Here is a 21,185-nt window from a genome sequence, read left to right on the forward strand (position 1 = left end):
TACTGACGATTAAAGACCCTAATCTAACTAGAGGGTCAAGCGCATAAGGGGGGAGGCATGAAAATTGGTGAATTGGCCCGTAAGGCGGATTGTCCGGTGGAAACTATTCGGTACTATGAGAAAGAAGGATTACTTCAGGCTCCATTAAGAGATATTGAAAATAACTATCGCCGTTACAACAATACTCATCTGGAAAAGTTATTATTTATCCGACGCTGCCGCTCTCTTGATATGACCCATGAGGAAATACGTGCATTGCTACTGGCAATGAATAATCACGGTAAAGACTGTGGCCCCATTGATGCAATAATCAGTGCCCATCTCACTCATGTTCAGCATCGTATTAAAGAATTAATAGCCCTGGAAATACAACTCAAAGAACTTAATAACTATTGCAGCTCAGACCGGAGCGTGGACGAATGCGGGATAGTACAGAAATTGACTGCTGATGAAGAGAATGGTGATCTTCCTTTAACCGTACCAACTGACCACTTGGGGGGTGTGCATTAGTGGTGTGCGCTTATAAGTTGATTAGACTGATGGCGTAACACAAGCCCATACAGCTTTGTGCTACGCCATCATGCCCTTAAAATAAGGGGTCAGGCTTTTTCCATTTCGTTACCACGAGAACGACGTTGCACTGCCCCTTCTCTCTTACCGGGATGGCTTTTAGCATCAGCGGTCATTAATGTCTGGAGTATTGGGCATTCAACTCGCTCATCCCCAGCACAGCTTTTGATCAGAGCTCTGAGTGTATCTGCCATTCGTCGCATATTTTCCATACGTCGCTCTAAATCATCCATATGCTCTTGTGCCAGACGTTTAACATCGGCGCTCTGGCGAGATTTGTCATTCCATAACTTGAGCAAATCGGCTATCTCTTCAAGAGAAAAACCAAGATCGCGCGCACTGCGGATAAAAATCAGACGATGGACATCATTGGGTGCATAATCACGGTAGCCCGCTTCGGTACGGCCAGTAGCAGGAATCAGACCAATTTGCTCGTAATAGCGAATCATCTTTGCGGAGATTCCTGATTCGTTCGATGCTTTACCAATGTTCATAGCTCCCCTTTTCTTAGTGCTCAGAGTCTTCTGCCAGCGGAGGCTGGAACCGACGCAAACGAAGTGCGTTGCCCAGGACAAATACACTGGATAGCGCCATCGCGCCTGCAGCAAAGATTGGTGAAAGCAGCAATCCATAGGCAGGGTACAGCAGGCCTGCTGCTACAGGGATCAATGCGGCATTATAACCAAACGCCCAAAAAAGATTTTGCCTGATGTTACCTATGGTTGCCTTAGACAATCCAATAGCATTAGGCACACCCTGTAGGTTGCCGGACATTAAGACAACATCAGCAGATTCCACCGCTATATCGGTACCTGTACCAATTGCAAGCCCAATATCTGCCACGGCTAAAGCTGGGGCATCATTAATGCCATCACCAACATAAGCGACCTTACCGTAAGACTCCTTCAACCGACGAACTGCTTCAACTTTCCCTTCTGGCAACACTTCGGCAACCACTTCATCAATACCAAGCTGTCTCGCAATCGCATTTGCTGTATTGGCATTGTCACCGGTAATCATTGCGACTTTGAGCCCCAGTTGGTGCAATGCATTTATGGCAATCGGCGTACTTGATTTAATAGGGTCAGCGACTGCGATAATGGCAGCCAGACGTCCATCAATAGCAACATAGAGTGGCGATTTTCCTTCGTTTCCAAGGCGTATCGCAGTCTTTGAAAAATACTCGATATCCAAGCCTAACTCACGCATAAATCGATCGGCCCCGACCTCTACGCGCTCTCCGTCTACGGTAGCCCTGACGCCCATCCCAGTAATTGAATCAAACTCAGTCAACGCTGGCAGCGATATCTCTTTTCCTAGAGCAGCTTCAACGATAGCGCGGGCAATAGGATGTTCCGAACGTGATTCAACAGCGGCAACTTTTGCTAATACTAAGTCAAGCTCAAACCCTTCGGCCAACTCCAGGTCTGTCATTACTGGGCGCCCTTCAGTCAAAGTACCTGTTTTGTCTACAGCGACAACCCTGGCATCTTTAAGCAACTGCAGAGCTTCTCCCTTACGGAACAAGATCCCCATTTCTGCACCACGCCCAGTACCTACCATGATAGAGGTTGGGGTAGCCAATCCCATTGCACATGGGCAGGCAATGATCAATACAGCCACGGCATTAACCAGTGCGAAAGACAGGGCCGGTGATGGCCCAAATGTTAACCAGGCAAGGAAAGTTAACAACGCTGCCAGCATCACCACAGGAACAAACCATAATGTCACCTTATCGACCACGGCTTGTATAGGTAGTTTAGAGCCCTGGGCTTGCTCTACCATTCTGATTATTTGTGACAACATCGTCTGGCCACCAACGGCTGTTGCACGCAACCTCAATGCTCCTTTCTGGTTAACAGTCCCGCCAACCATTAAGCTTCCGGGAACTTTCTCGACGGGGATAGGCTCCCCCGTTATCATCGATTCATCGACAAAACTTGTTCCTTCACTCACCTCACCATCAACAGGTATCCGCTCACCTGGTCGAACTTCGATAATGTCATCAAGGGCTACATCACTAATGGGAATATCGATGACAATGCCGTTACGCAGCACATGCGCCTCTTTGGCCTGCAATCCAACCAAACGCTTGATAGCCTCAGACGTTCGACCTTTAGCTCGCGCCTCCATAAATCGTCCTAAAAGAATAAGAGCGACGATTACCGCAGCAGCTTCGTAATACACATTGACGGTACCTTGAGGCAAAAGACCTGGAGCAAAGGTCGCAATCATTGAATAACCGAATGCAGCGAGAGTCCCGACGGAGACGAGAGAGTTCATGTCTGGGCCAAGTCTTAATAACGCGGGAATACCTTTCAGGTAAAAGCGCCGCCCCGGAATAGCCAACACCAGCAATGTTAATACAAACTGGAGATACCAGCTTTCCTGGAGCCCAATGGTATCCATTATCCATTGATGCATTCCCGGTATCACATGCGACCCCATTTCCAGAATAAATACTGGTAACGCAAGTACGGTCGCCAGAACTAAATCTTTCTTCAACGCAACCTTTTCAGCATCTTTTTTTTCTGCGGCACTATCATTATTCTGGCTTTGGTTATCAACCAGGCTGGCTTCATAACCGATTTTTTCGATAGCAGTTATGAGGTCATCAACTCCTGCGGTTCCACGTACAGTAGCTCTTTCAGTCGCTAAATTAACAGTGGCTTCTTTTACACCTTTAACCGCTCGGAGCGATTTTTCGACACGCCCTACGCATGATGCACATGTCATGCCCTGAACTGATAACTCTACAGAAGCTTGAGGAACCTCATAACCAACCTTTTCAACTGCTTCAACCAACGCCATACGATTAACGAATGCATTTAGGCGGATATCTGCACGCTCTGTTGCAAGGTTAACGCTTACGTTTTGTACGCCTTCAACCTTAGCCAGAGCGGCTTCAACTCGTCCAACGCAGCTTGCACAAGTCATTCCCTCAATGGGCAAGCTGACTTGAGTTTCACCATCATTAGAATGCTGTTTTTTTTGAATGCTCATGATGTATTTCTCATCGTTATGGTCAGATAAAGAACAACCTTAAGGCTTACCATCGTGGGAAGGTCAAGCGCATTATTTTGAACATGCCGATGCCGTGGAAGGAATGGATATAAAAACCCTTTACATGAACACATATTCATATGTTATATTGAAGGCATCATGTATAACCAACCGCTTGAGGCCCTATGTCACAATCACATGATCACGAGCATGACCATACTCCAGCAGTAACCAGTGCAAACGAGCGTAAAGTCCTTATCTCCTTCCTCATGATATTCACATTTATGGTGGTCGAAGCTGTTGGAGGGATACTTTCTGGCTCATTAGCATTGCTGGCAGATGCAGGCCACATGCTTACAGATGCAGTAGCTTTGGCGCTGGCTTATGCGGCATTCCGTTTTGGCCGTCGAGCTGCTGATAGCAAACGAACCTTTGGATATTTGCGATTTGAAGTCATCGCGGGATTCTTTAATGCCCTGACACTCTTCGCTATTGTGGCGTGGATTGCATATGAGGCATGGGAAAGGTTACAAGCTCCACCAATTATACTGGCAGGCCCAATGCTGATCGTTGCCATTGCAGGATTGTTGGTCAACATATTGGTATTATGGATCATGACCCGTGGTGAGACCGATCATGTTAATGTCAAAGGTGCTATTTTACATGTGATGGGTGATCTATTGGGTTCTGTTGGCGCTATTGTCGCCGCTATTGTCATTTACTACACGGGCTGGACACCGATTGACCCAATACTTTCCGTTCTTGTCGCAGCACTGGTTTTACGTAGTGCCTGGAAATTATTAGCAAAATCGCTGCACATCCTGTTAGAAGGAGCGCCTGAAGATGCCTCCCCAGACAAGGTGGAACAGAGACTAATCAGTTCTGTTAAGGGCTTAGCAGCCGTAAGTCATATTCATGTCTGGCAAATAACCTCAGGTCGGACGATGGCAACACTGGAAGTAAGAGCCAAGGAAGATGTGGACGTAAAAGACGTTGTGAAGCTTGTAAAACAAGAACTTTATGAGCAGTTCAAAATAGAACATGCAACTGTGGGAATCGACTGGAATTACGATCAAAACGATAATACATGCAGCCTTTCACCGACAAAACTGCGTAACGAACACGAACACGAACACGAACACGAACACGGAAAAAAGCATAACCATTCTAGTCCAGGCCACAAACATTAATCAGGCCTCTGGTGATGCACTATCAATTTAGGAGGGAGAATCATAATGTCCAGCACATCAGATTGCGGCAACATACAAGACTGTTCCGCGACAGATCATGTCGCGGAGCCAGATCTATCAATGCTCTCGCAAAACGACATTGGGCAACTTTCCGAGATTTTCCATCTACTGGGGGACCAGTCAAGACTACGAATCCTGCTTTACTGTATGCGTGGTTCGGTCTCTGTAGGCGACATTGCTGAGTCGCTCCAGTTATCACAATCTCTGGTCAGTCATCATCTGAGGTTGTTACGAAGTGCAAGGCTTGTTCGCGGAGAGAGAAAGGGTAAGTACATATTTTATAGCATAATGGATCACCATGTAAGTCATGTTCTTCAGGACATGGTATTTCACATAGCTGAAGAATAACCCGAATGAATTTTGATAAGTAGAGCTTGTGTAATTCCAACTCACCTTAGTTTTTCATTACTTTGGTGAGTTGTTTCATCATTAATTTATTAAAACCTTAATAATTAACCTTTTAATAATGAAACCTGCCCCCTTCCCTTGTATGTAATAAATACCTGATGGTTCACTATCACCAGATAAAGCGAAGTGAGCAGGCCACCTCATGAAGGAGAAACCTTGCTTTGCAAGCTTATTGAATAGCCACGGATAATCTAGTTTGTCTGCTTCGTGCCAAAAGCGGACATTGCTACATCACAATGCGTTATGGTCAACATCAGAATGCAGCCCTTGTGTTGTGACGTGTAGTCTGGCCTAAACGCAGTTGCACTACATTACCTCGTGGGGTCAGCGACGGCCCCGTTTCAGTTCACGTACACAGGGATCATACTCATCTGCATAGCCACCAAAGTCATGGCTGGGCATGAAGTACCACTTTTCACCTTTCCAACCAGCGATCCGGGTGGTCGGTTTGGTTTTATTCAGAACAACAATACAGACGCCGACGGGAGACACTGGAGGAAGAAGTCGTTGCACCACACACTCACGATTGCCCACATCAATCCAGTCTTTGACGTGAATTTCAGGATGGTTCATTGTTTATCTTCATGTGATGGAATTGCTTACCGTAATGCATCCGATTACCGTGCAAGATCATGTATCCTGTCGCCTTCCTGCTCCCTTGAGGTGGCGCTGCCTTGGTACAGTCAGCACTCTGAATGTCAGGCCCAGCCGCGAGGCCGGAAGCTCATCAGGTCGCTGCGGTAGGGGAAAACGGTCCGGGTAACAGACCGTAATCGCCTGCTGGTGGTTATTGGCCCTGACTGGAGCCGCACTGAAAACTGAAGCGCATTAATATACTCGCGCCTCCGACAGGTCAGGCAATTTCTTCCAGCGCATCGTCATTTGCCGGTGGAGGAGGAAGTATAAGCGCGTCGCACTCCCTGATGACATATTCAGGAATGAGATCAAACCGGGCAGGATCCAGCTGACAGATAAATTCATTTTCAATGTGGTAGGTCTCATTCATGAATTTACGTATTACTGCGTTCTCGAGTCCGGTCTGAAGCAACCTGAACACCTGCAGTTTCTCGTAGCCATTACGGCAGAGCAGATAAAGCGCACGTATACGATCCGGGTCGGTGAGCTGAACGAAAGTGGCCTGGTAGTCAAAGCCGGGAATGCGATCGGCGATTGCCTGGCAGCCGAAGGCAACTTTTTCTGCGGACATTTCAGGATGTCCCACTCCCTGCACAACGGGTTCACGGGTGTCGATGGGCGTTTCACGGTGATGAAAAAGGTTTGACAGCACCTGATAGGCATCACCGAGGTCGTCCATAATTTCATAATGTCGGCGAAGATAGATCAACTTGATGATGTCTTCACTATCAGAGTCAGTGACAGACTGGCAGATCTGAGCAAAAGTGCGGATATCACTTTCACCGATGAGCTGCTCGGTGATGCAGCCTGCGCTGTAGTGCAAGTGTGAGGCCGTAACCAGATTACTGAACAGCTTCCTGACGGACTTCAGTGTATCAATAATAGGCTCAACATCGTGAGTCAGCATCAGTACCGTTTCATTTTTCAGGCACTCACCGGTATTGCGGCGAAACAGCATCTCCAGGATGGCAAATTTCTTGTTCTTATCAAACGATGAAATCGGGTCGTCAAGAATGATCAGGCCTGGCTTCTTGGCTAAGCATTCATACATAAACAGAACAATGGCAAAGGCGTTGCGTTCACCGTAGCTGAGATGCTGGCTGCCGCCGCTGACGTAGCCTTCAAAGTCTTCGTGGCGCAGTTTCAGCCGACATTTATCGCCTTCCCCAGTGATATCCACCTGATAACGATAGCCTGCGTAAGCCAGAAAGGTATTGATATCGGTTTTATGCTTGAGGATCAGCTTCTGCATGCCCTGACGCTGCTTATTTATTTGACCCTGCAGGCGTCCGGCCTGCGTCGTCAGGTCGTCTAAAGAGGTATTGAGACTGGCTACGGTGCGGGCCGTTTTATCCGACTGCAGCTCCGGGAAAAACTTCACGTCTAGGCGACAGGCTTCCAGTGCAGCCTTGACGTTGGTTGAAGCGCTGAACGTAAAGCCGTTAAGAGTCTTAAGGGTATTCAGCATATTTATCAGGCTGTCTGTCTGCTTCTTCACTGTCACGAGATATTCTTCGTGCTGTTTTTCCAGCCCACTTTTTAGGGTTGTAATATCAGCGAGGCGGGCACGGGCAGGCTCTGAAAAATATTCGCCGAGTTTATCTAGCACGCCGATCAGGCCGATCAGGTTTTTAATGACAGCCTTATCATACTCCGCGCTGACGCGGCTAATCTGCTCGGCCTTTTCACGGGAGTCGCCAGTACAGAACGGACAGCAGCCGTCGGATAGCGCGGAGAATTTCTCATACCCCCGGGTCTGCCACTCGATCCACTCTACGCTGCTTTTACTTTGGATGTACGGCTTATAAGATTCCAAACCGTCGGGAATGTGCTGAAGCTTGTTGCCAGCGGATAAGCCTTTCATACCGGTAGACGTTTTTGCAATCCCGGTACTACTCAGCTTAAATGCGGCGCTGAGTTCCCCCAGGTGCGTGATGAATTCTTCAAGCCCGACGTTATCAGCAAACTGCTGCCGTATGGCCACGACCATGGCTTCGATTTCGCGTTCTGTCTCGTGATACGCTTCACTTTTGATGAAGATGTCAAAACTATTACTTACTAACTCGTCTGGTTGAAAAGTGAATTGATCGACATATTTTTCATTAAAGCACATGACGTTTTGCAGGCCATCGACACCAGTTACCCTAGGCTGTACTGCATCGGGATTAGAACCACGGTATCTAAACGGAAGCAGGTCGCTGAGACCCTGTTCATCCCCGTTTACCGTACACTGAATCGCGCGGGAAATGGTGCTTTTTCCGGTGCCGTTAGGCGCAAATTTAATATTTAGTTTTTTTTCTGCCAGAGTTATATTTGCTTTATCGATGTTATTACAGCAATTAATTTCAATTTCCATACCTAATCCTTTACGGCAAAGACACTGAGCAGGCCCCGTATATTGCAGGCCCGATTAATTATTTAAGCTGAAGCCAGAACATATAAGCACCGTTTCATTTTTGAGTAAAGCACTCCGGGATTCGCCCTTGGTACCGCAGCGCCGGAGCAGTTGTTTTATAGAGCGTATGTACGGCGCTTGTGATGTATGTCCGCTTCGTGCCAAGAGCGGACATTTGCACCCTCAGTACCCGCACCAGACTAAGCCGGCTCAGCAATGTCGGCGTTGCTGATACTGACAGACGTTATGCCGTTTTAAAGCGACGTTTCCGGTGTATCACCATGAGAGCGACAATTACCGCCACCGCAATTGTCGCGGTCCCCCGGAAGACGACTGATGAATCTCCTAGGATGATTTCCATGAATGATGATAAAAACTGGCCGGAGAATATAGCCATAGAAAGCCAGGCAAGGTTACGTCCCCGGACGCGAGCGTGACTCTGCTCGACTGTCATATGATTCACAAGCGGCACCGACAGACCAAACCCACAACTCATTAAAACCCCGCCAGCGATGTAGAACACTACATTATCAGCGAATGAAAATATGAAATGTCCGGCAGCGTAGCAGCTAAACGCCGTGTACAGATTTCCGTACTCACGTAAACGCGCTATGAGGCGCGGCATCATCGCAGCAGCCCCGACGGCGACCAGTGAGATAAACGACAGAAAGTATCCGGTTTCTGCTGCCCCAATAGCCATGCAGCTAAACACCTGCGGAATGATGATAATGCTGGTGAAGAAGCAAATCATGGACAGCAGGGCTGCAAAAAGCACAGGCGCTAATCGAGTCGCACTCACCGATTCGCTTTCTCCGGCGTTTTCATTCATGTTTTCTGTCCCAGAGGACAATTGTTACGGCACAAACGCCAGCTGCATAACCAGAAGAACCTAGGCAAAAAGATGAAGCAAAAACGGCCACTGCCAGCCAAGGGTTGCAAGTAATCCGCCTATAAACAGAAAAATGACACCGCCCAGCTCAATCAACATTCCCTGCGAAGGTATCATTTTCAGGCAAGCCTGACCGCTATGAAACGAGGAAATCAATCCGGTTCCTGCTGACATGACGATGGCGGTATCTGACTGAAATCTGGATGTATCTTCTTCCAGATCTACTTAAAACTCGTTCTGATAACCATACCGAGAAATAACTGTCAATCCATCCATATCTAGGGTTTGATATAGTAAAATTACCTATATATAGTTTTTTTAGTTTTCATCTCACTTGGACGCCATTTCATGAAAAGTCACGAGTACATTGTGATTTGCGGTTTTAACCGCAGTAAAGTCGGCCGATATATTGCCATTGTTGCCTCAGTTATATCGTTCGTTCTGATTTTACTAGCACTCACACTAATCGAATGGCTGAAAAACTTTCACATTAACAGCCACATACCTGCCTCAGTTTTTTCACTTATTAGCGCCGGTGGGATCTACATGGGGTTGTATACATGGTTTGATAAAAATCTCTGGCATAACACCTACCTCGGGAAATTTTTATGTGTGCCAAATCTTGCAGGCCGCTGGAATGTTGAAGGCCATACCCGATCTGAAGGTGGTAAACCCTGGGAAGGTGAGCTGAGAATTGTCCAGTCATGGGACAAAGTCAGAATTCATCTGAAAACTCAATCATCGCATTCGGATAGTGTGACAGCCTCCATCATTCATGACGAGGGAATTGGTTACCAGCTGCTTTATAACTACCGCAACCAACCCAAGACAGGTGAAGAACACCTGACTTCACATGTTGGATTCGCAGAGTTCAGGTTCGACGACGGACTCAAATCTGCTGAAGGCCATTATTTTAACGGTCAAGGCCGGGCTACTTACGGAACAATGACAATCACTAGGATCGACAATGTCTAATTCATTTAGTGCGCGAATTGAACGCATGAAGTCTCGTCGTAAAGGGACATTCGATCAATTAAACGTAGCCAGAGAGTCAATCAGTAACCAGAGGATTGATGGACTGGAAAACTATGCTTTGCTAGAAGGTTTCCTGGATTTAAATGAAAGTTGGGAAACCAGGGGAAAACAAGATTCTGCAACCCGCTATGTTATAGGTGCCATGCAACCGGTTGATAACCGCTATACCGAAATTTCTTTTGAAACTGCCAAGCGTATTGAGAACCAACTGGTAAAGAAATTAGATCTTAATCTGGAGTTTCGTGTCCAAGGCTCTGTACCACTGGATATTCATATTAAAAGTTTCAGTGATGTGGATCTGCTGATTATAGACACTCAGATGCTTATTTATGATAGCGACGGTATTGGCCGCTACACCCCTACGAACAAAAATGATGGGGATGTCATCCTTGAACTCAGGGATGCCGCTAGGGATGCCCTGAAAGCAACTTTCCCTGCGGCAGATGTTGATGACAACAACGCCAAATCTTTGAGAATAACGGGAGGGTCTTTGCAGAGAGAAGTGGATGTGGTGCCAAGCATCTGGTGGGATACCAAAGAGTACCAACATACTAAAGATGTAGATCAACGTGGGGTCACTATTATAGATAAAAACACACGTCAACGTATCTACAACCTACCTTTCCTCCACATCAAACGAATTAAAGACAAATGCGATCAATGTAATGGAGGATTGCGTAAGTCTATTCGTTTTCTTAAGACACTAAAAGCGGATAGTGAAGCTGAGGGTACTAAAATTGAACTCAGTAGTTATGATATTGCCTCGCTGATGTACCACGCAGATGGTAACAATCTCCGACATAGCCAATACTACGAGCTGGCTGTCCTTGTAGAGACTCACAGATGGCTAAATTATCTTGCACAGAACCCTAATGCTGCAATGCTGCTCTACGTTCCAAATGGCACCAGAAAGATAATTGACAAGAATGAAACTTTTGCCGAATTGCTTAAACTGACGGGAATGGTCAATAGTATTGTCACTGAGGTGCTGCGTGAAATAACCGGCCAGCCTACTGAATATTACACACCCGCCAAAGGAATTTTACTTATAAAACAAGCGGTTTACTAACAGGATGCTATCAAGATCCACTTAATAAGTGGATCTTGAATCATCCGCGACTATTTGCCGGACAGCGCTAGTCATTCCGGCTTAAGCGCTATTATGAGATTTATTTCCAGTTTAGTATGAGTCTCCGTACTAATCGTTGATTGAAGAGACATACATGCTGGATAACTCTTAATGGGGTCAGTTTGGATATCGAAAATTATTGTACTATAAGGGCTTCCCCGGCATGTCAACGCCGGTGTTTACGGTTTCTGTCTGCACTATAGTAAAAAAATAAAGGGGAGAGACTGCGGTACTATAAACGGTCATGATGAATCGTCATCGATTCGGACCCTGATGAAAGACGCTCGTGAGGCTCTAGTTCGTTAGTCGGGTACACTTGCCCTGTACAATAAGCAGATATACCTCACGGGGTCTAACCCTTTATCATCAACGAGTTGCAGAACAGATGGTCATACAGCTTTGTACTTTAGCTAGCTGAGTACAACCTGAAATCATCACCGTAATGCAATGATGCCCAGCACAGTCTTGCATTTTTGGCAGCGATGGCAACAACAGCGCGCCAGTATCCTCTGCGTTCGACCAGTGAGCAGACCCAACGACTGAATAAATCAGTCCTTTTCTCCGCCCCGATCAGTACCGAGCGGGCACCCTGAACCAGAAGTGTTCTCAGATACGAATCGCCAGCTTTCGTTATCCTGCCAAGCTTCGACTTTCCGCCGCTGCTGTACTGCGATGGTGTCAGTCCCAGCCAGGCTGCCAGCTGGCGCCCATTCTTAAAATCATGTGCATTACCGATACTGGCGACCAGCGCACAGGCCGTTGTGGGGCCAACGCCCTTCAATTCCATCAGCCGCTGACTGCGATGATCTGTTTTGGCCATGCGGGACAAAATTCGGTCATATTCAGCGATGTTATCTTCAATGCGAGCAACGTGCTCCAGCAAATCATCAACACATTGCTGAACCTGAAGTGGTAAAGAATTCTTCTGCTCAAAAACTATGTGGCGCAGGGCATCTGTACTTTGTGGGGCGATAACGCCGAATTCAGATATCAACCCCCGGAGACGATTATATGTTGCTGTTTTCTCTTCGATAAAACCCTGTCGGGTACGATGCAGACACTGCATTGCCTGCTGGCTCTCATCCTTAACCGGCACAAACCGCATATGTGGGCGACGAACCGCCTCGCAGATAGCCTGAGCATCAGCTGCATCATTTTTCCCTGATTTACCAGCCATGCGGTAAGGCGATACAAATTTAGCGGCCATCAGACGCGGCTCATGACCATACTGCCGAAACAGTCTTGCCCAGTAATGAGCCCCGGAGCACGCCTCCATCCCGATAACACAGGGCGGCAAACCAGCAATCAGCCCGGGAAGAGCTGCGCGGGTTACTCTGGATTTAACCAGAACGGTTTTGCCATTCTGGTCAACGCAATGAACAGCGAACACATTTTTAGCAAGATCGATACCGACAGTAGTAATGGTCATAACGAATCCCTCCGGGGTTGTGTTTACCCCATGATTGCACAAGAGTTAATCAGGCGCATAATCAGGGGAAGTCCCTTCCATTCGTTAAGGCTGATTTTTTGTAAGTACCCCACTTAAACGCCCCATTCTCTTTCAGAGACCCTCTGGCACATGGATTAGGTTTTCCGAAAGCGAACTTCCGCTCTTCGCTCATAGATGCCGGTCAAACATCCCGCATTCAGCATGTGAGGCGGTAGCCTCATCTCTGATGTACTGAATAACAGTAACGTCTTGCTGGTGTGTCTATCCCGGCTTTACCATGACGTATAGCGATAGGGTCAGTGGGTTCGTAAATGCTCAACGGCACTCTCAGTGAGAGTCAGTACCGATTTAACGCTGATGCTTATTCTATCGATAATGGCCTGCCGGGGACCATGACGCCATGCTTCGCTATCATAAAAGGTGTCCTGGGCAGTTTTCAGGTGAGAGAGGCTGTTATAAGCCCTGATCAGATAGTAAGCATCGTCGTCATGTGCTGATATACCATAAGAAATAACATCCATTCCCACTGAACGGTGAAGTGGAACACTCACTTCTTTCATTATTCTATGAAAGTCTTTTCCAGTACCGGGTTTGAGGGTGTACAGCAAAAATTCGACAGTTTTCATCTTCGATATCCTATTCTGTTTTTCTCATCATAGCGAATTATGGCGACGTGTAGTCGTGAAACCGAACAGAAGAACTGGACTGCCAGGCTGTCCCCAGCAGTTATGGCTCTGAATGTCTCATGCGTGCCAGGAGCGGACGTTGCTAACATAGAGATGCTCTAATCTGCAAGGAGCAGCTCCCCCTTTATCAGACAATCTTGTCTGACGCTCCGGACAGAAATATGCTGGTTTTATCTGTTCAGAACACTGAACTATGTTCGGGAAATCACAGAGTCAGGCTAACGGAATAGAATAGTGAGCGGTGTCTTAACCCCTTAAATCGTAAAAGCACCGGTTGATAGCTGATGATGAACGCTTCTCTGATTTAACCAAGCATCGGCATTGAGAATGAATCAAAAAAGTGAAAATATCAAAGGGTAATAGCCTCCGTTTGAACCGGACACCTCACCAGTAAGACATAGTCATAGAGCTATGTTTAAGGAGTGTCCTGTGCAAAGAATCGAAGTGATCACTGGCGAGCAAAAACGCCGTCGTTATACTCCTGAAGAGAAAGCCCGTTTTGTTGCGCTCGCCATGCAGCCCGGCTACACCGTCTCACTCGTTGCCCGGCAATATGACATCACACCCAGTCTTCTTTTTAAGTGGAAACGGCTCATGAACGAGGGTGGAAAGTCTGCGATCGTCGCTGGCGACGAGGTCGTCAGTGTCTCCGAGGTCCAAGCGCTGGAGAAAAAAGTCAAACAGCTTGAACAAATGCTGGGCCGCAAGACGATGGAAGCCGAAATCCATAGGAACGCGCTTGAGATAGCCTAGGCAAAAAAGTTGATATCGCGCATGCCATTGCTGCCACCGGACGATACCTCCTCATCCGAATAGCAGAAGTGCTCTGCGTATCGCGTTCGAATCTTTATGAACGGCTGCTAAAGAAGCGCCAGCAGCGGCCAGCCCGCTATAGCAAAGATGATGACGCCCGACTGTTACCGCTTATCCGCCAGATATGCAGCGAGCGGGCGACAAACGGCTACCGTCGCGTGACGGCACACCTCAATCGTGCGCTGAAGGAACAAAACTGGCGGGTTAACCACAAACGCATTTACCGGATCATGCAGGCGAATAACCTGTTGCTGGCAAAATCTGGCCATAGAAAGCCAGAGCACAGTCATACCGGCAACGTCGTGACACTCAAGCCGGATACGCACTGGTGTTGAAATCCGCTGCTTGAATCGGGAAGTCGTGCGGGTAGTGTTCAGCCTTGACTGCTGTGATCGCGAAGCCATCTGCTGGTCGGCGACAACAGGTGGAATAAACAGCGTTATGGTGCAGGATCTGCTGACAGAGAGTGTGGAAAAGCGCTTTGGCAATACGCTTTACCTGCCACATGCCGTTGAGTGGCTGACCGATAATGGCTGTTGCTACATAGCGGACTCAATAAGAACGTTCGCCACCTCACTCAGGTTCATCGTGTGTACGACGCCAGTGCGCAGTCCGGAGAGCAATGGGATGGCTGAATCGTTCGTTAAAACGTTCAAGCGTGACTACGTGTATGTTAATGACCTGCCGGATGCCATGACAGTGATGTGAAAACTGACGGAATGGATGGAAGACTATAATAACTGGCATCCCCATAAAGGGCTGAAAATGCAGTCACCAAGGGAATACAGAAGTTCGCTGCTAGCTATAAATTAACCGTGTCCGTTTTAGCGGGGGCAACTCCACAAAGAGGACGTGGAGCTAAAATATTTGCACGGATAAAAAACCATACTTAACTATTAGTATTACATTAAAAAAATACGGACTCTTTATCAGCAGTCCGCTAAAGTCTATTCAAGGAAAAAACATGTGGCATATCAAGCATTAAAAATTAGTATATAGTGGCAGATTTTATCAAGGTATATATTCCTATAGATACCCTAAAATGATTATCTATTAATCCCCTAATTTAGCGGTCATATGCACTCGATTACCAGTATACGCAGAGAGAATTTTGTATGACGTTTGTGCTTCTTTTGCTTTAGCAGCAATTTTTGCTTCTGCACTGTCAAGAGTGGAAGCAGTTACGCTGACCGTCTGCGCCATACCAGAGAATGAGACAACAGAGAGAAAACCAGCTGCTGCGAGAAGTTTGATATTTTTCATAGTGATAACCCTAGTAAAGTTAATGTTCATCATAAGAGCATACTGCTCGTTTCCTGTTGATGAGCATTAAAAACCCTGCAACTACTATAGGGTCAATACTTTTTATTGTATTTTTTATATAGCGCTGACTGTCTTGAACATCCACTTATCGAGAAATTTTTCTTAAACAATAAAATTCACTCATAATCAATAAGATATGGCAATTTTTATATCGTTTTACACTGAAGATATTTTTTCTTACCCCATTTATATAGGTTTCAAAATATGTCTTTGCAGGTAATTGGAGGCTGGAACTCACGCATTCCTATCCCCTTCCCTTCAAACAACTCTAGCTTTACTCTGATCAAAAGAATAAATACCCAGACATTAAATCACGTGACATGAAATGCCAAAACTGTCTAAATAAACTGGACTGACCCCAGGATTAGATATAACCTTCAATTAGTAATGTCGGTTGGTTTTTCTTCATATTTCCCGTTTCGCCAGCCTGCTGGAAATTCAGCTGGAGTCTGGTAATCCAGCGATGAATGTGGACGGCACTCGTTATAATCCTGCCGCCAGTCATTAATCGTTTTCCTGGTGTGAACTGATCCTACCCACGTAATGTGGACACGGCCCTAAGCAAGGTTCTGGTTTTCAAATTGTTCAGGACTGAGCCCACCACAGGCACTGTGGCGACGCCAGCGATTGTAATCGCACTCAATATAATTAAATACAGTTGTTCTCATCATTTCCCGGCTGATAAAGCGTTCACCGTGGATGCATTCCACTTTCAGCGAGTGGAAGAAGCTTTCCACACACGCATTGTCGTAACAGCAGCCTTTCGCGCTCATGCTCCCGCGCAGATTATGCCGCTTCAGCAACGCCTGATAGTCCGCTGAACAGTACTGGCTGCCACGGTCAGTATGAACAATGACATTTTTCGGGCGTTTACGCCGCCACAGCGCCATCTGCAACGCATCGCAGGTCAGTTGTGCCGTCATTCGCGGTGCCATTGACCAGCCGATGACAGCTCGCGACCACAGGTCAATCACCACTGCCAGATACAGCCAGCCTTCATCGGTGCGTAAGTAGGTGATGTCTCCCGACCACTTCTGATTCGGGCCGCTGGCGTAAAAGTCCTGCTTCAGCAGGTTCTCAGACACAGGCAAGCCATGCTCACGATAACTGACCGGGCTGAACTTGCGGGCTGCCTTTGCCCGAAGCCCCTGGCGACGCAGGCTGCCAGCTATCGTTTTGATGTTGTAGGCCGGGAGCTCATCCGCAAGCCGTGGCGCACCATACCGTTGTTTTGCATCAGTGAATGCTCTGAGAACCGCGGCATCACAGGCCAGACGGAACTGCTGTCGCGTGTTTATCTGATGACGCCGGGAGCACCAGGCATACCAGCCGCTACGGGCCACGCGCAGCACCCGGCACATGGCTTTGATGGTGAACTCAGCCTGATATTTTTCGATAAAAACATACTTCATTTCAGGAGCTTCGCGAAGTATGTCGCGGCCTTTTGGAGAATAGCCAGCTCCTCTGCCTGCTCCGCAAGCTGGCGTTTAAGCCGGGCATTTTCAGCATCCAGTTCGCTTTCGCGTGCAGATGATGTCAGTTGTTGCTGTTGTTTTTTTCGCCAGCCATAGAGTTGCGATTCATACAAACTGAGTTCGCGGGCAGCGGCAGCGACGCCAATGCGTTCAGCAAGCTTCAGAGCTTCCTGGCGGAATTCGGGAGTGTGCTGTTTACGCGGCTTTTTACTGACGGTTACTGATTTAGTCATGTGAGCTACCTCTGGTTGAGAGTTTACTCACTTAGTCGCGTGTCCACTATTGGCGGGTATCTGTGCCAACAGCTCTCAGGCCAAGGGCCGCGTTAAGCGCGCCAACCTGACGCTGCAGGAGCGGCTGGTTAAGGAGATGTGCCTGGAGAATATCACCTGCATTGATGCCGCCAACGCCTGGATCGAAACGTTCATCAGCGACTTCAACCACCGCTTTGCCAGACTGGCAAAATACCCGAAAAACCTTCACCGCACGGTCTAGAGAGCCACCTGGAACTGGACGACATTTTCGCCTGGCAGACGCTTCGGACGCTCTCAAAAGCACTGACTTTTCAGTATGAAAAAATCCTTTATCTGGTTGATCCCACTGACGAAAACTCACGCATAGTCGGAGAAGAAATCCTCGCTTTTGATTATACGGACGGTACGCTCAAATTCCGCCATGGAAACAGAACACTGAAATATCAGATGTTCGATAAGCTGGACTGCATCAGTCAGGGGCGCATCGTTGATAACAAAAGGCTTGACGCGGTGCTGAAGCTGGCGAAGGAAAAACAGGATGAGCTTGAAGCCGCAGGAAAAAGAAAGGCGCAGCCAGAGTATGCCTAAAAGGCGGGCACAGATTCAGGCTCAGCTCAGAGCCATCAATCCGGTTCTGGGTAAGCGTCGTCTGAGTACCGTCTGGTCCCGAATCCAGGATCCTGTAACTTAAGCACCCACTTATTTTGCAGGTGGACACCTCATGCGCGCTAAAGAAAGACTTCCCCGGAAACACTATTCCCCTGAATTCAAAATGGAACTGGTCAGGCTGGCTCTTGAAGAAGAAGGCAGTATTGCCGCACTGGCCCGGAAACATGACGTCAATGATAACCTGCTCTTTAAATGGATAAGGCTCTGGCAGCGTGAAGGGCGGGTCTGTCGGCCCCGAAAAAACTCATCGTCGCTTCCTGCCCTGATACCCGTGCAGCTTCAGGCGGGCTCTTCTCTCCCAACCTTCGAACTACCATCCTGCTCTCCTCCCGCTACCTGCCACATAAAATGTCGGGGAGGAGAAATAACACTGACTCATCCCTCTGCTGAACTCATGAGCACTGTCCTGCGCGAACTGATGCGGGGGCCGGTATGATAAATCTTCCCGCAGGCACAAAAATCTGGCTGGTTGCCGGTATCACCGATATGCGCAACGGCTTCAATGGCCTCGCCGCAAAGGTGCAGACCGCGCTGAAAGATGACCCGATGTCCGGCCACGTCTTCATCTTCCGGGGACGCAGCGGCAGTCAGGTAAAACTGCTCTGGTCCACCGGCGATGGTCTGTGCCTGCTGACAAAGCGACTGGAACGTGGTCGCTTCGCCTGGCCCTCAGCCCGCGATGGCAAAGTGTTCCTGACGCCGGCGCAACTGGCGATGCTGATGGAAGGTATCGACTGGCGACAGCCAAAGCGGTTACTGACATCCCTGACCATGTTGTAGCGCTCTTTATCCTGGTTGTCGCAGAATAAGCCTGGTAAAATACAGGCTTATGAACGATACCTCTTCTGACGACATCCTTCTGCTGAAACAGCGCCTGGCCGAACAGGAAGCGTTGATCCACGCCCTGCAGGAAAAGCTGAGCAACCGGGAACGCGAAATAGACCATCTGCAGGCGCAACTGGATAAGCTGCGCCGGATGAACTTCGGCAGTCGTTCCGAAAAGGTATCCCGCCGTATCGCGCAAATGGAAGCTGACCTGAACCTGCTGCAGCAGGAAAGCGATACGCTGACCGGCCGGGTGGATGACCCGGCAGTGCAGCGCCCGCTGCGTCAGACCCGCACCCGCAAACCGTTCCCTGAGTCACTCCCACGGGATGAGAAGCGGCTGCTGCCGACTGAGCCGCGTTGCCCGGAGTGCGGTGGTTCGCTGAGTTACCTGGGTGAGGATGCCGCCGAACAGCTGGAGCTGATGCGCAGCGCCTTCCGGGTTATCCGGACAGTCCGTGAAAAGCATGCCTGCCGTCGGTGCGATCGCATCGTTCAGGCCCCGGCTCCTTCGCGCCCCATCGAACGGGGGATCGCCGGACCGGGGCTGCTGGCCCGAGTGCTGACCTCAAAGTATGCAGAGCACACACCGCTGTATCGCCAGTCGGAGATCTATGCCCGCCAGGGTGTAGTGTTGAGTCGTTCTGTACTGTCGGGCTGGGTGGATGCGTGTTGTCGTCTGCTGGCACCGCTGGATGAAGCCCTTCAGCACTATGTCCTGACCGACGGCAAACTCCATGCTGACGATACGCCTGTCCCGGTGCTGTTGCCGGGCAATAAGAAGACGAAGACCGGGCGCTTATGGACGTACGTTCGAGACGACCGCAACGCCGGATCAGCGCTGGCCCCCGCAGTGTGGTTCGCTTACAGCCCGGACAGAAAAGGTATCCACCCTCAGACCCATCTTGCAGGCTTCAGTGGCGTACTGCAGGCTGATGCCTACGCCGGGTTCAACGAGCTCTACCGCGACGGCCATATAAAGGAAGCCGCGTGCTGGGCCCATGCCCGCCGAAAAATCCACGATGTTCACGTCCGTACCCCGTCAGTCCTGACGGAGGAGGCGCTGAAACGGATCGGCGAGCTGTATGCCATCGAGTCGGAGATCAGAGGTAAAAGAGCAGAGGAACGGCAGGCAGTCCGGCACCAAAAAGTGCTGCCGCTGCTGGCGTCACTGGAGGGGTGGCTGCGGGAGAAACAGAAAACCCTCTCAAGGCACTCAGAACTGGCGAAGGCGTTCGGGTATGCGCTGAACCAGTGGCCGGCGCTGATCCGCTATGCAGAAGATGGCTGGGTGGAGGTGGATAATAACATTGCCGAAAACGCCCTACGACGGGTCAGTCTGGGGAGAAAAAACTGGCTGTTCTTCGGCTCGGATCATGGTGGTGAGCGCGGTGCGTCACTGTACAGTCTTATCGGGACGTGCAAATTAAACGGCGTGGATCCGGAACGCTATCTGCATTATGTACTTGATGTCATCGCCGACTGGCCTGTGAACCGGGTGGGTGCTCTGCTCCCGTGGCGGGTTACTCTGCCTGCCTGACCAGCTTCACTTCGTCAATACGGTTCTCACTGCACGCTTACGGTTCTGGCTGAACCCTCTCTTTTCAAATCAAGCCTGAAAAAATGAGCTCACTGCCCTTTTTTCTTCATCAGAAATCAGCAGAAAGTGACATTTAAAACCGGGAAATCAGGGTGACATTATCAATAAGGAAAGACAGCGAGTATAATAGTTGTAATATCCGCACCTCCCCAGAACATCTGAATTTGTCTTTGACAGAAAGAACCGCGCTTCCGGCAGGAAGCCGGCCCCCTTGAAAACTCTCTTATCCTGTTAAAAAGCCTGATATGGTTCGGAGTTAGTCGGTGTTTCCTCCGGCAATAGTGCAGTTGGCTTCACAACAGCGTACATTATCACATCAGATTTATGCCAAAACGGCGTAACGCACTGGCCCACAAAAAGAAAATAAGGACGGTTACGACGCAGCAGCTACCCAGCGTGATCCAAAAGCCAAATCGCTGACAGAAAACAGGGAATAGTAAAAACATAGGTAGTGTCGGCACTACATACCAGAATGTATACCACGCATGATTGGCTATTTTTTGCTGACTCTGTCCTTCCAGCTTCATCCACACGAGCACAAGCACAGTAACCAGGGGAAGCGCGGCGACAAGACCACCAAGCCGATCACTACGCTTGGCAACTTCAGAGATAAAAACAACCATTCCGGCGGTGATCGCGTACTTAATCAGTAGCCATAACATCATAAACCCTCACTAATCCTGTAAGTTAACGGCCCTGCACCGACCTATCTCCCCAGCGCAATCCCGGTTTCGCGGTGTCTGTTACGGCCGTATTTTCTCATGCCTCGTCAGCC

At 48.7% G+C, this 21,185-nt stretch carries 18 protein-coding genes and 3 pseudogenes; 10 read left to right on the top strand and 11 right to left on the bottom strand.

What is annotated here, in order from left to right; genetic code table 11:
* Positions 1 to 57: 57 nt before the first annotated feature.
* Entirely contained in the window at positions 58 to 510 is a 453-nt protein-coding gene (locus JQN59_RS21440; RefSeq protein WP_009654812.1) for a Cd(II)/Pb(II)-responsive transcriptional regulator, read from the top strand.
* 89 nt (positions 511 to 599) lie between these two features.
* On the opposite strand, the gene cueR is transcribed toward JQN59_RS21440, so the two are convergent.
* The gene (cueR, locus tag JQN59_RS21445; RefSeq protein WP_016154433.1) at positions 600 to 1,064 is read right to left on the bottom strand and encodes a Cu(I)-responsive transcriptional regulator; all 465 of its coding nucleotides are present in this window, start codon (positions 1,062 to 1,064) and stop codon (positions 600 to 602) included.
* A 13-nt stretch (positions 1,065 to 1,077) separates the two neighbouring features.
* Positions 1,078 to 3,573 (bottom strand): heavy metal translocating P-type ATPase, encoded by a 2,496-nt coding sequence (locus JQN59_RS21450; RefSeq protein ID WP_009654818.1) that lies wholly within the window; start codon positions 3,571 to 3,573, stop codon positions 1,078 to 1,080.
* Positions 3,574 to 3,758: 185 nt separating this feature from the next.
* Here JQN59_RS21450 and JQN59_RS21455 point away from each other — a divergent pair, with 185 nt between their 5' ends.
* Positions 3,759 to 4,763 (top strand): cation diffusion facilitator family transporter, encoded by a 1,005-nt coding sequence (locus JQN59_RS21455; RefSeq protein WP_009654826.1) that lies wholly within the window; start codon positions 3,759 to 3,761, stop codon positions 4,761 to 4,763.
* Positions 4,764 to 4,970: 207 nt separating this feature from the next.
* Positions 4,971 to 5,171 (top strand): ArsR/SmtB family transcription factor, encoded by a 201-nt coding sequence (locus JQN59_RS21460; protein WP_425267832.1) that lies wholly within the window; start codon positions 4,971 to 4,973, stop codon positions 5,169 to 5,171.
* A 384-nt stretch (positions 5,172 to 5,555) separates the two neighbouring features.
* On the opposite strand, the gene JQN59_RS21465 is transcribed toward JQN59_RS21460, so the two are convergent.
* The 3 genes from JQN59_RS21465 to JQN59_RS21475 all read right to left on the bottom strand — a co-directional run bounded on the left by JQN59_RS21465 (position 5,556) and on the right by JQN59_RS21475 (position 9,091).
* On the bottom strand, positions 5,556 to 5,804 hold the full coding sequence (locus JQN59_RS21465) for a hypothetical protein (RefSeq protein ID WP_016154436.1): 249 nt from the start codon (positions 5,802 to 5,804) through the stop codon (positions 5,556 to 5,558).
* A 280-nt stretch (positions 5,805 to 6,084) separates the two neighbouring features.
* The gene (locus JQN59_RS21470) at positions 6,085 to 8,223 is read right to left on the bottom strand and encodes an AAA family ATPase (RefSeq protein ID WP_009654821.1); all 2,139 of its coding nucleotides are present in this window, start codon (positions 8,221 to 8,223) and stop codon (positions 6,085 to 6,087) included.
* A gap of 283 nt (positions 8,224 to 8,506) precedes the next feature.
* Positions 8,507 to 9,091 carry an MFS transporter gene (locus JQN59_RS21475; protein ID WP_009654820.1) on the bottom strand — a complete coding sequence of 195 codons (585 nt, stop codon included), beginning with the start codon at positions 9,089 to 9,091 and terminating at the stop codon, positions 8,507 to 8,509.
* A gap of 408 nt (positions 9,092 to 9,499) precedes the next feature.
* Here JQN59_RS21475 and JQN59_RS21480 point away from each other — a divergent pair, with 408 nt between their 5' ends.
* Together JQN59_RS21480 and JQN59_RS21485 are read left to right on the top strand one after the other, a co-directional pair.
* Complete coding sequence (locus JQN59_RS21480) at positions 9,500 to 10,126, top strand: Cap15 family CBASS effector (RefSeq protein ID WP_016154438.1); 627 nt, start codon at positions 9,500 to 9,502, stop codon at positions 10,124 to 10,126.
* Complete coding sequence (locus JQN59_RS21485; RefSeq protein ID WP_009654824.1) at positions 10,119 to 11,255, top strand: hypothetical protein; 1,137 nt, start codon at positions 10,119 to 10,121, stop codon at positions 11,253 to 11,255. The genes JQN59_RS21480 and JQN59_RS21485 overlap by 8 nt, the downstream gene beginning before the upstream one ends.
* Positions 11,256 to 11,721: 466 nt before the next feature.
* Here the strand turns inward: JQN59_RS21485 and JQN59_RS21490 are convergent, their stop codons facing one another.
* Entirely contained in the window at positions 11,722 to 12,744 is a 1,023-nt protein-coding gene (locus JQN59_RS21490; RefSeq protein ID WP_001567660.1) for an IS110 family transposase, read from the bottom strand.
* Positions 12,745 to 13,061: 317 nt separating this feature from the next.
* A complete protein-coding gene (locus tag JQN59_RS21495) occupies positions 13,062 to 13,391 on the bottom strand; it encodes an NIPSNAP family protein (RefSeq protein WP_016154439.1) in 330 nt (109 codons plus the stop codon).
* Positions 13,392 to 13,880: 489 nt separating this feature from the next.
* Here JQN59_RS21495 and JQN59_RS21500 point away from each other — a divergent pair.
* Positions 13,881 to 15,077, top strand: a pseudogene (locus tag JQN59_RS21500) (IS3 family transposase).
* A 240-nt stretch (positions 15,078 to 15,317) separates the two neighbouring features.
* On the opposite strand, the gene JQN59_RS21505 reads toward JQN59_RS21500, so the two are convergent.
* The 3 genes and pseudogenes from JQN59_RS21505 to JQN59_RS21515 form a co-directional block, all read right to left on the bottom strand.
* Positions 15,318 to 15,527, bottom strand: a complete 210-nt coding sequence (locus JQN59_RS21505; protein ID WP_032443218.1) for a YdgH/BhsA/McbA-like domain containing protein — start codon at positions 15,525 to 15,527, stop codon at positions 15,318 to 15,320.
* A gap of 437 nt (positions 15,528 to 15,964) precedes the next feature.
* Positions 15,965 to 16,114: pseudogene (locus tag JQN59_RS21510) on the bottom strand (integrase core domain-containing protein); the annotation flags it as partial.
* Between the two features lie 30 nt (positions 16,115 to 16,144).
* A protein-coding gene (locus JQN59_RS21515) for an IS3 family transposase (protein ID WP_085954962.1) occupies positions 16,145 to 17,295 on the bottom strand; the annotation gives its coding sequence in 2 pieces (ribosomal slippage) (positions 16,145 to 17,034 and positions 17,034 to 17,295; 1,152 coding nt in all).
* Positions 17,296 to 17,353: 58 nt separating this feature from the next.
* On the opposite strand from JQN59_RS21515, the pseudogene JQN59_RS21520 reads away from it, so the two are divergent.
* The 4 genes and pseudogenes from JQN59_RS21520 to tnpC form a co-directional block, all read left to right on the top strand.
* A pseudogene (locus tag JQN59_RS21520) lies at positions 17,354 to 18,007 on the top strand (ISNCY family transposase); the annotation flags it as partial.
* A gap of 30 nt (positions 18,008 to 18,037) precedes the next feature.
* Complete coding sequence (tnpA, locus tag JQN59_RS21525; RefSeq protein ID WP_001201739.1) at positions 18,038 to 18,421, top strand: IS66-like element accessory protein TnpA; 384 nt, start codon at positions 18,038 to 18,040, stop codon at positions 18,419 to 18,421.
* Positions 18,418 to 18,765, top strand: coding sequence for an IS66 family insertion sequence element accessory protein TnpB (gene tnpB / locus JQN59_RS21530; protein WP_000609174.1), 348 nt, complete (start codon positions 18,418 to 18,420; stop codon positions 18,763 to 18,765). The genes tnpA and tnpB overlap by 4 nt, the downstream gene beginning before the upstream one ends.
* A gap of 49 nt (positions 18,766 to 18,814) precedes the next feature.
* The gene (tnpC, locus tag JQN59_RS21535) at positions 18,815 to 20,350 is read left to right on the top strand and encodes an IS66 family transposase (protein WP_032430836.1); all 1,536 of its coding nucleotides are present in this window, start codon (positions 18,815 to 18,817) and stop codon (positions 20,348 to 20,350) included.
* Positions 20,351 to 20,721: 371 nt separating this feature from the next.
* Here tnpC and JQN59_RS21540 read toward each other — a convergent pair whose 3' ends face one another.
* Entirely contained in the window at positions 20,722 to 21,072 is a 351-nt protein-coding gene (locus JQN59_RS21540; RefSeq protein WP_016154441.1) for a DUF3147 family protein, read from the bottom strand.
* Positions 21,073 to 21,185 lie beyond the last annotated feature (113 nt).

Source organism: Citrobacter sp. B72 (assembly GCF_016894305.1).
Taxonomy (GTDB): Bacteria; Pseudomonadota; Gammaproteobacteria; order Enterobacterales; family Enterobacteriaceae; genus Citrobacter; species Citrobacter portucalensis.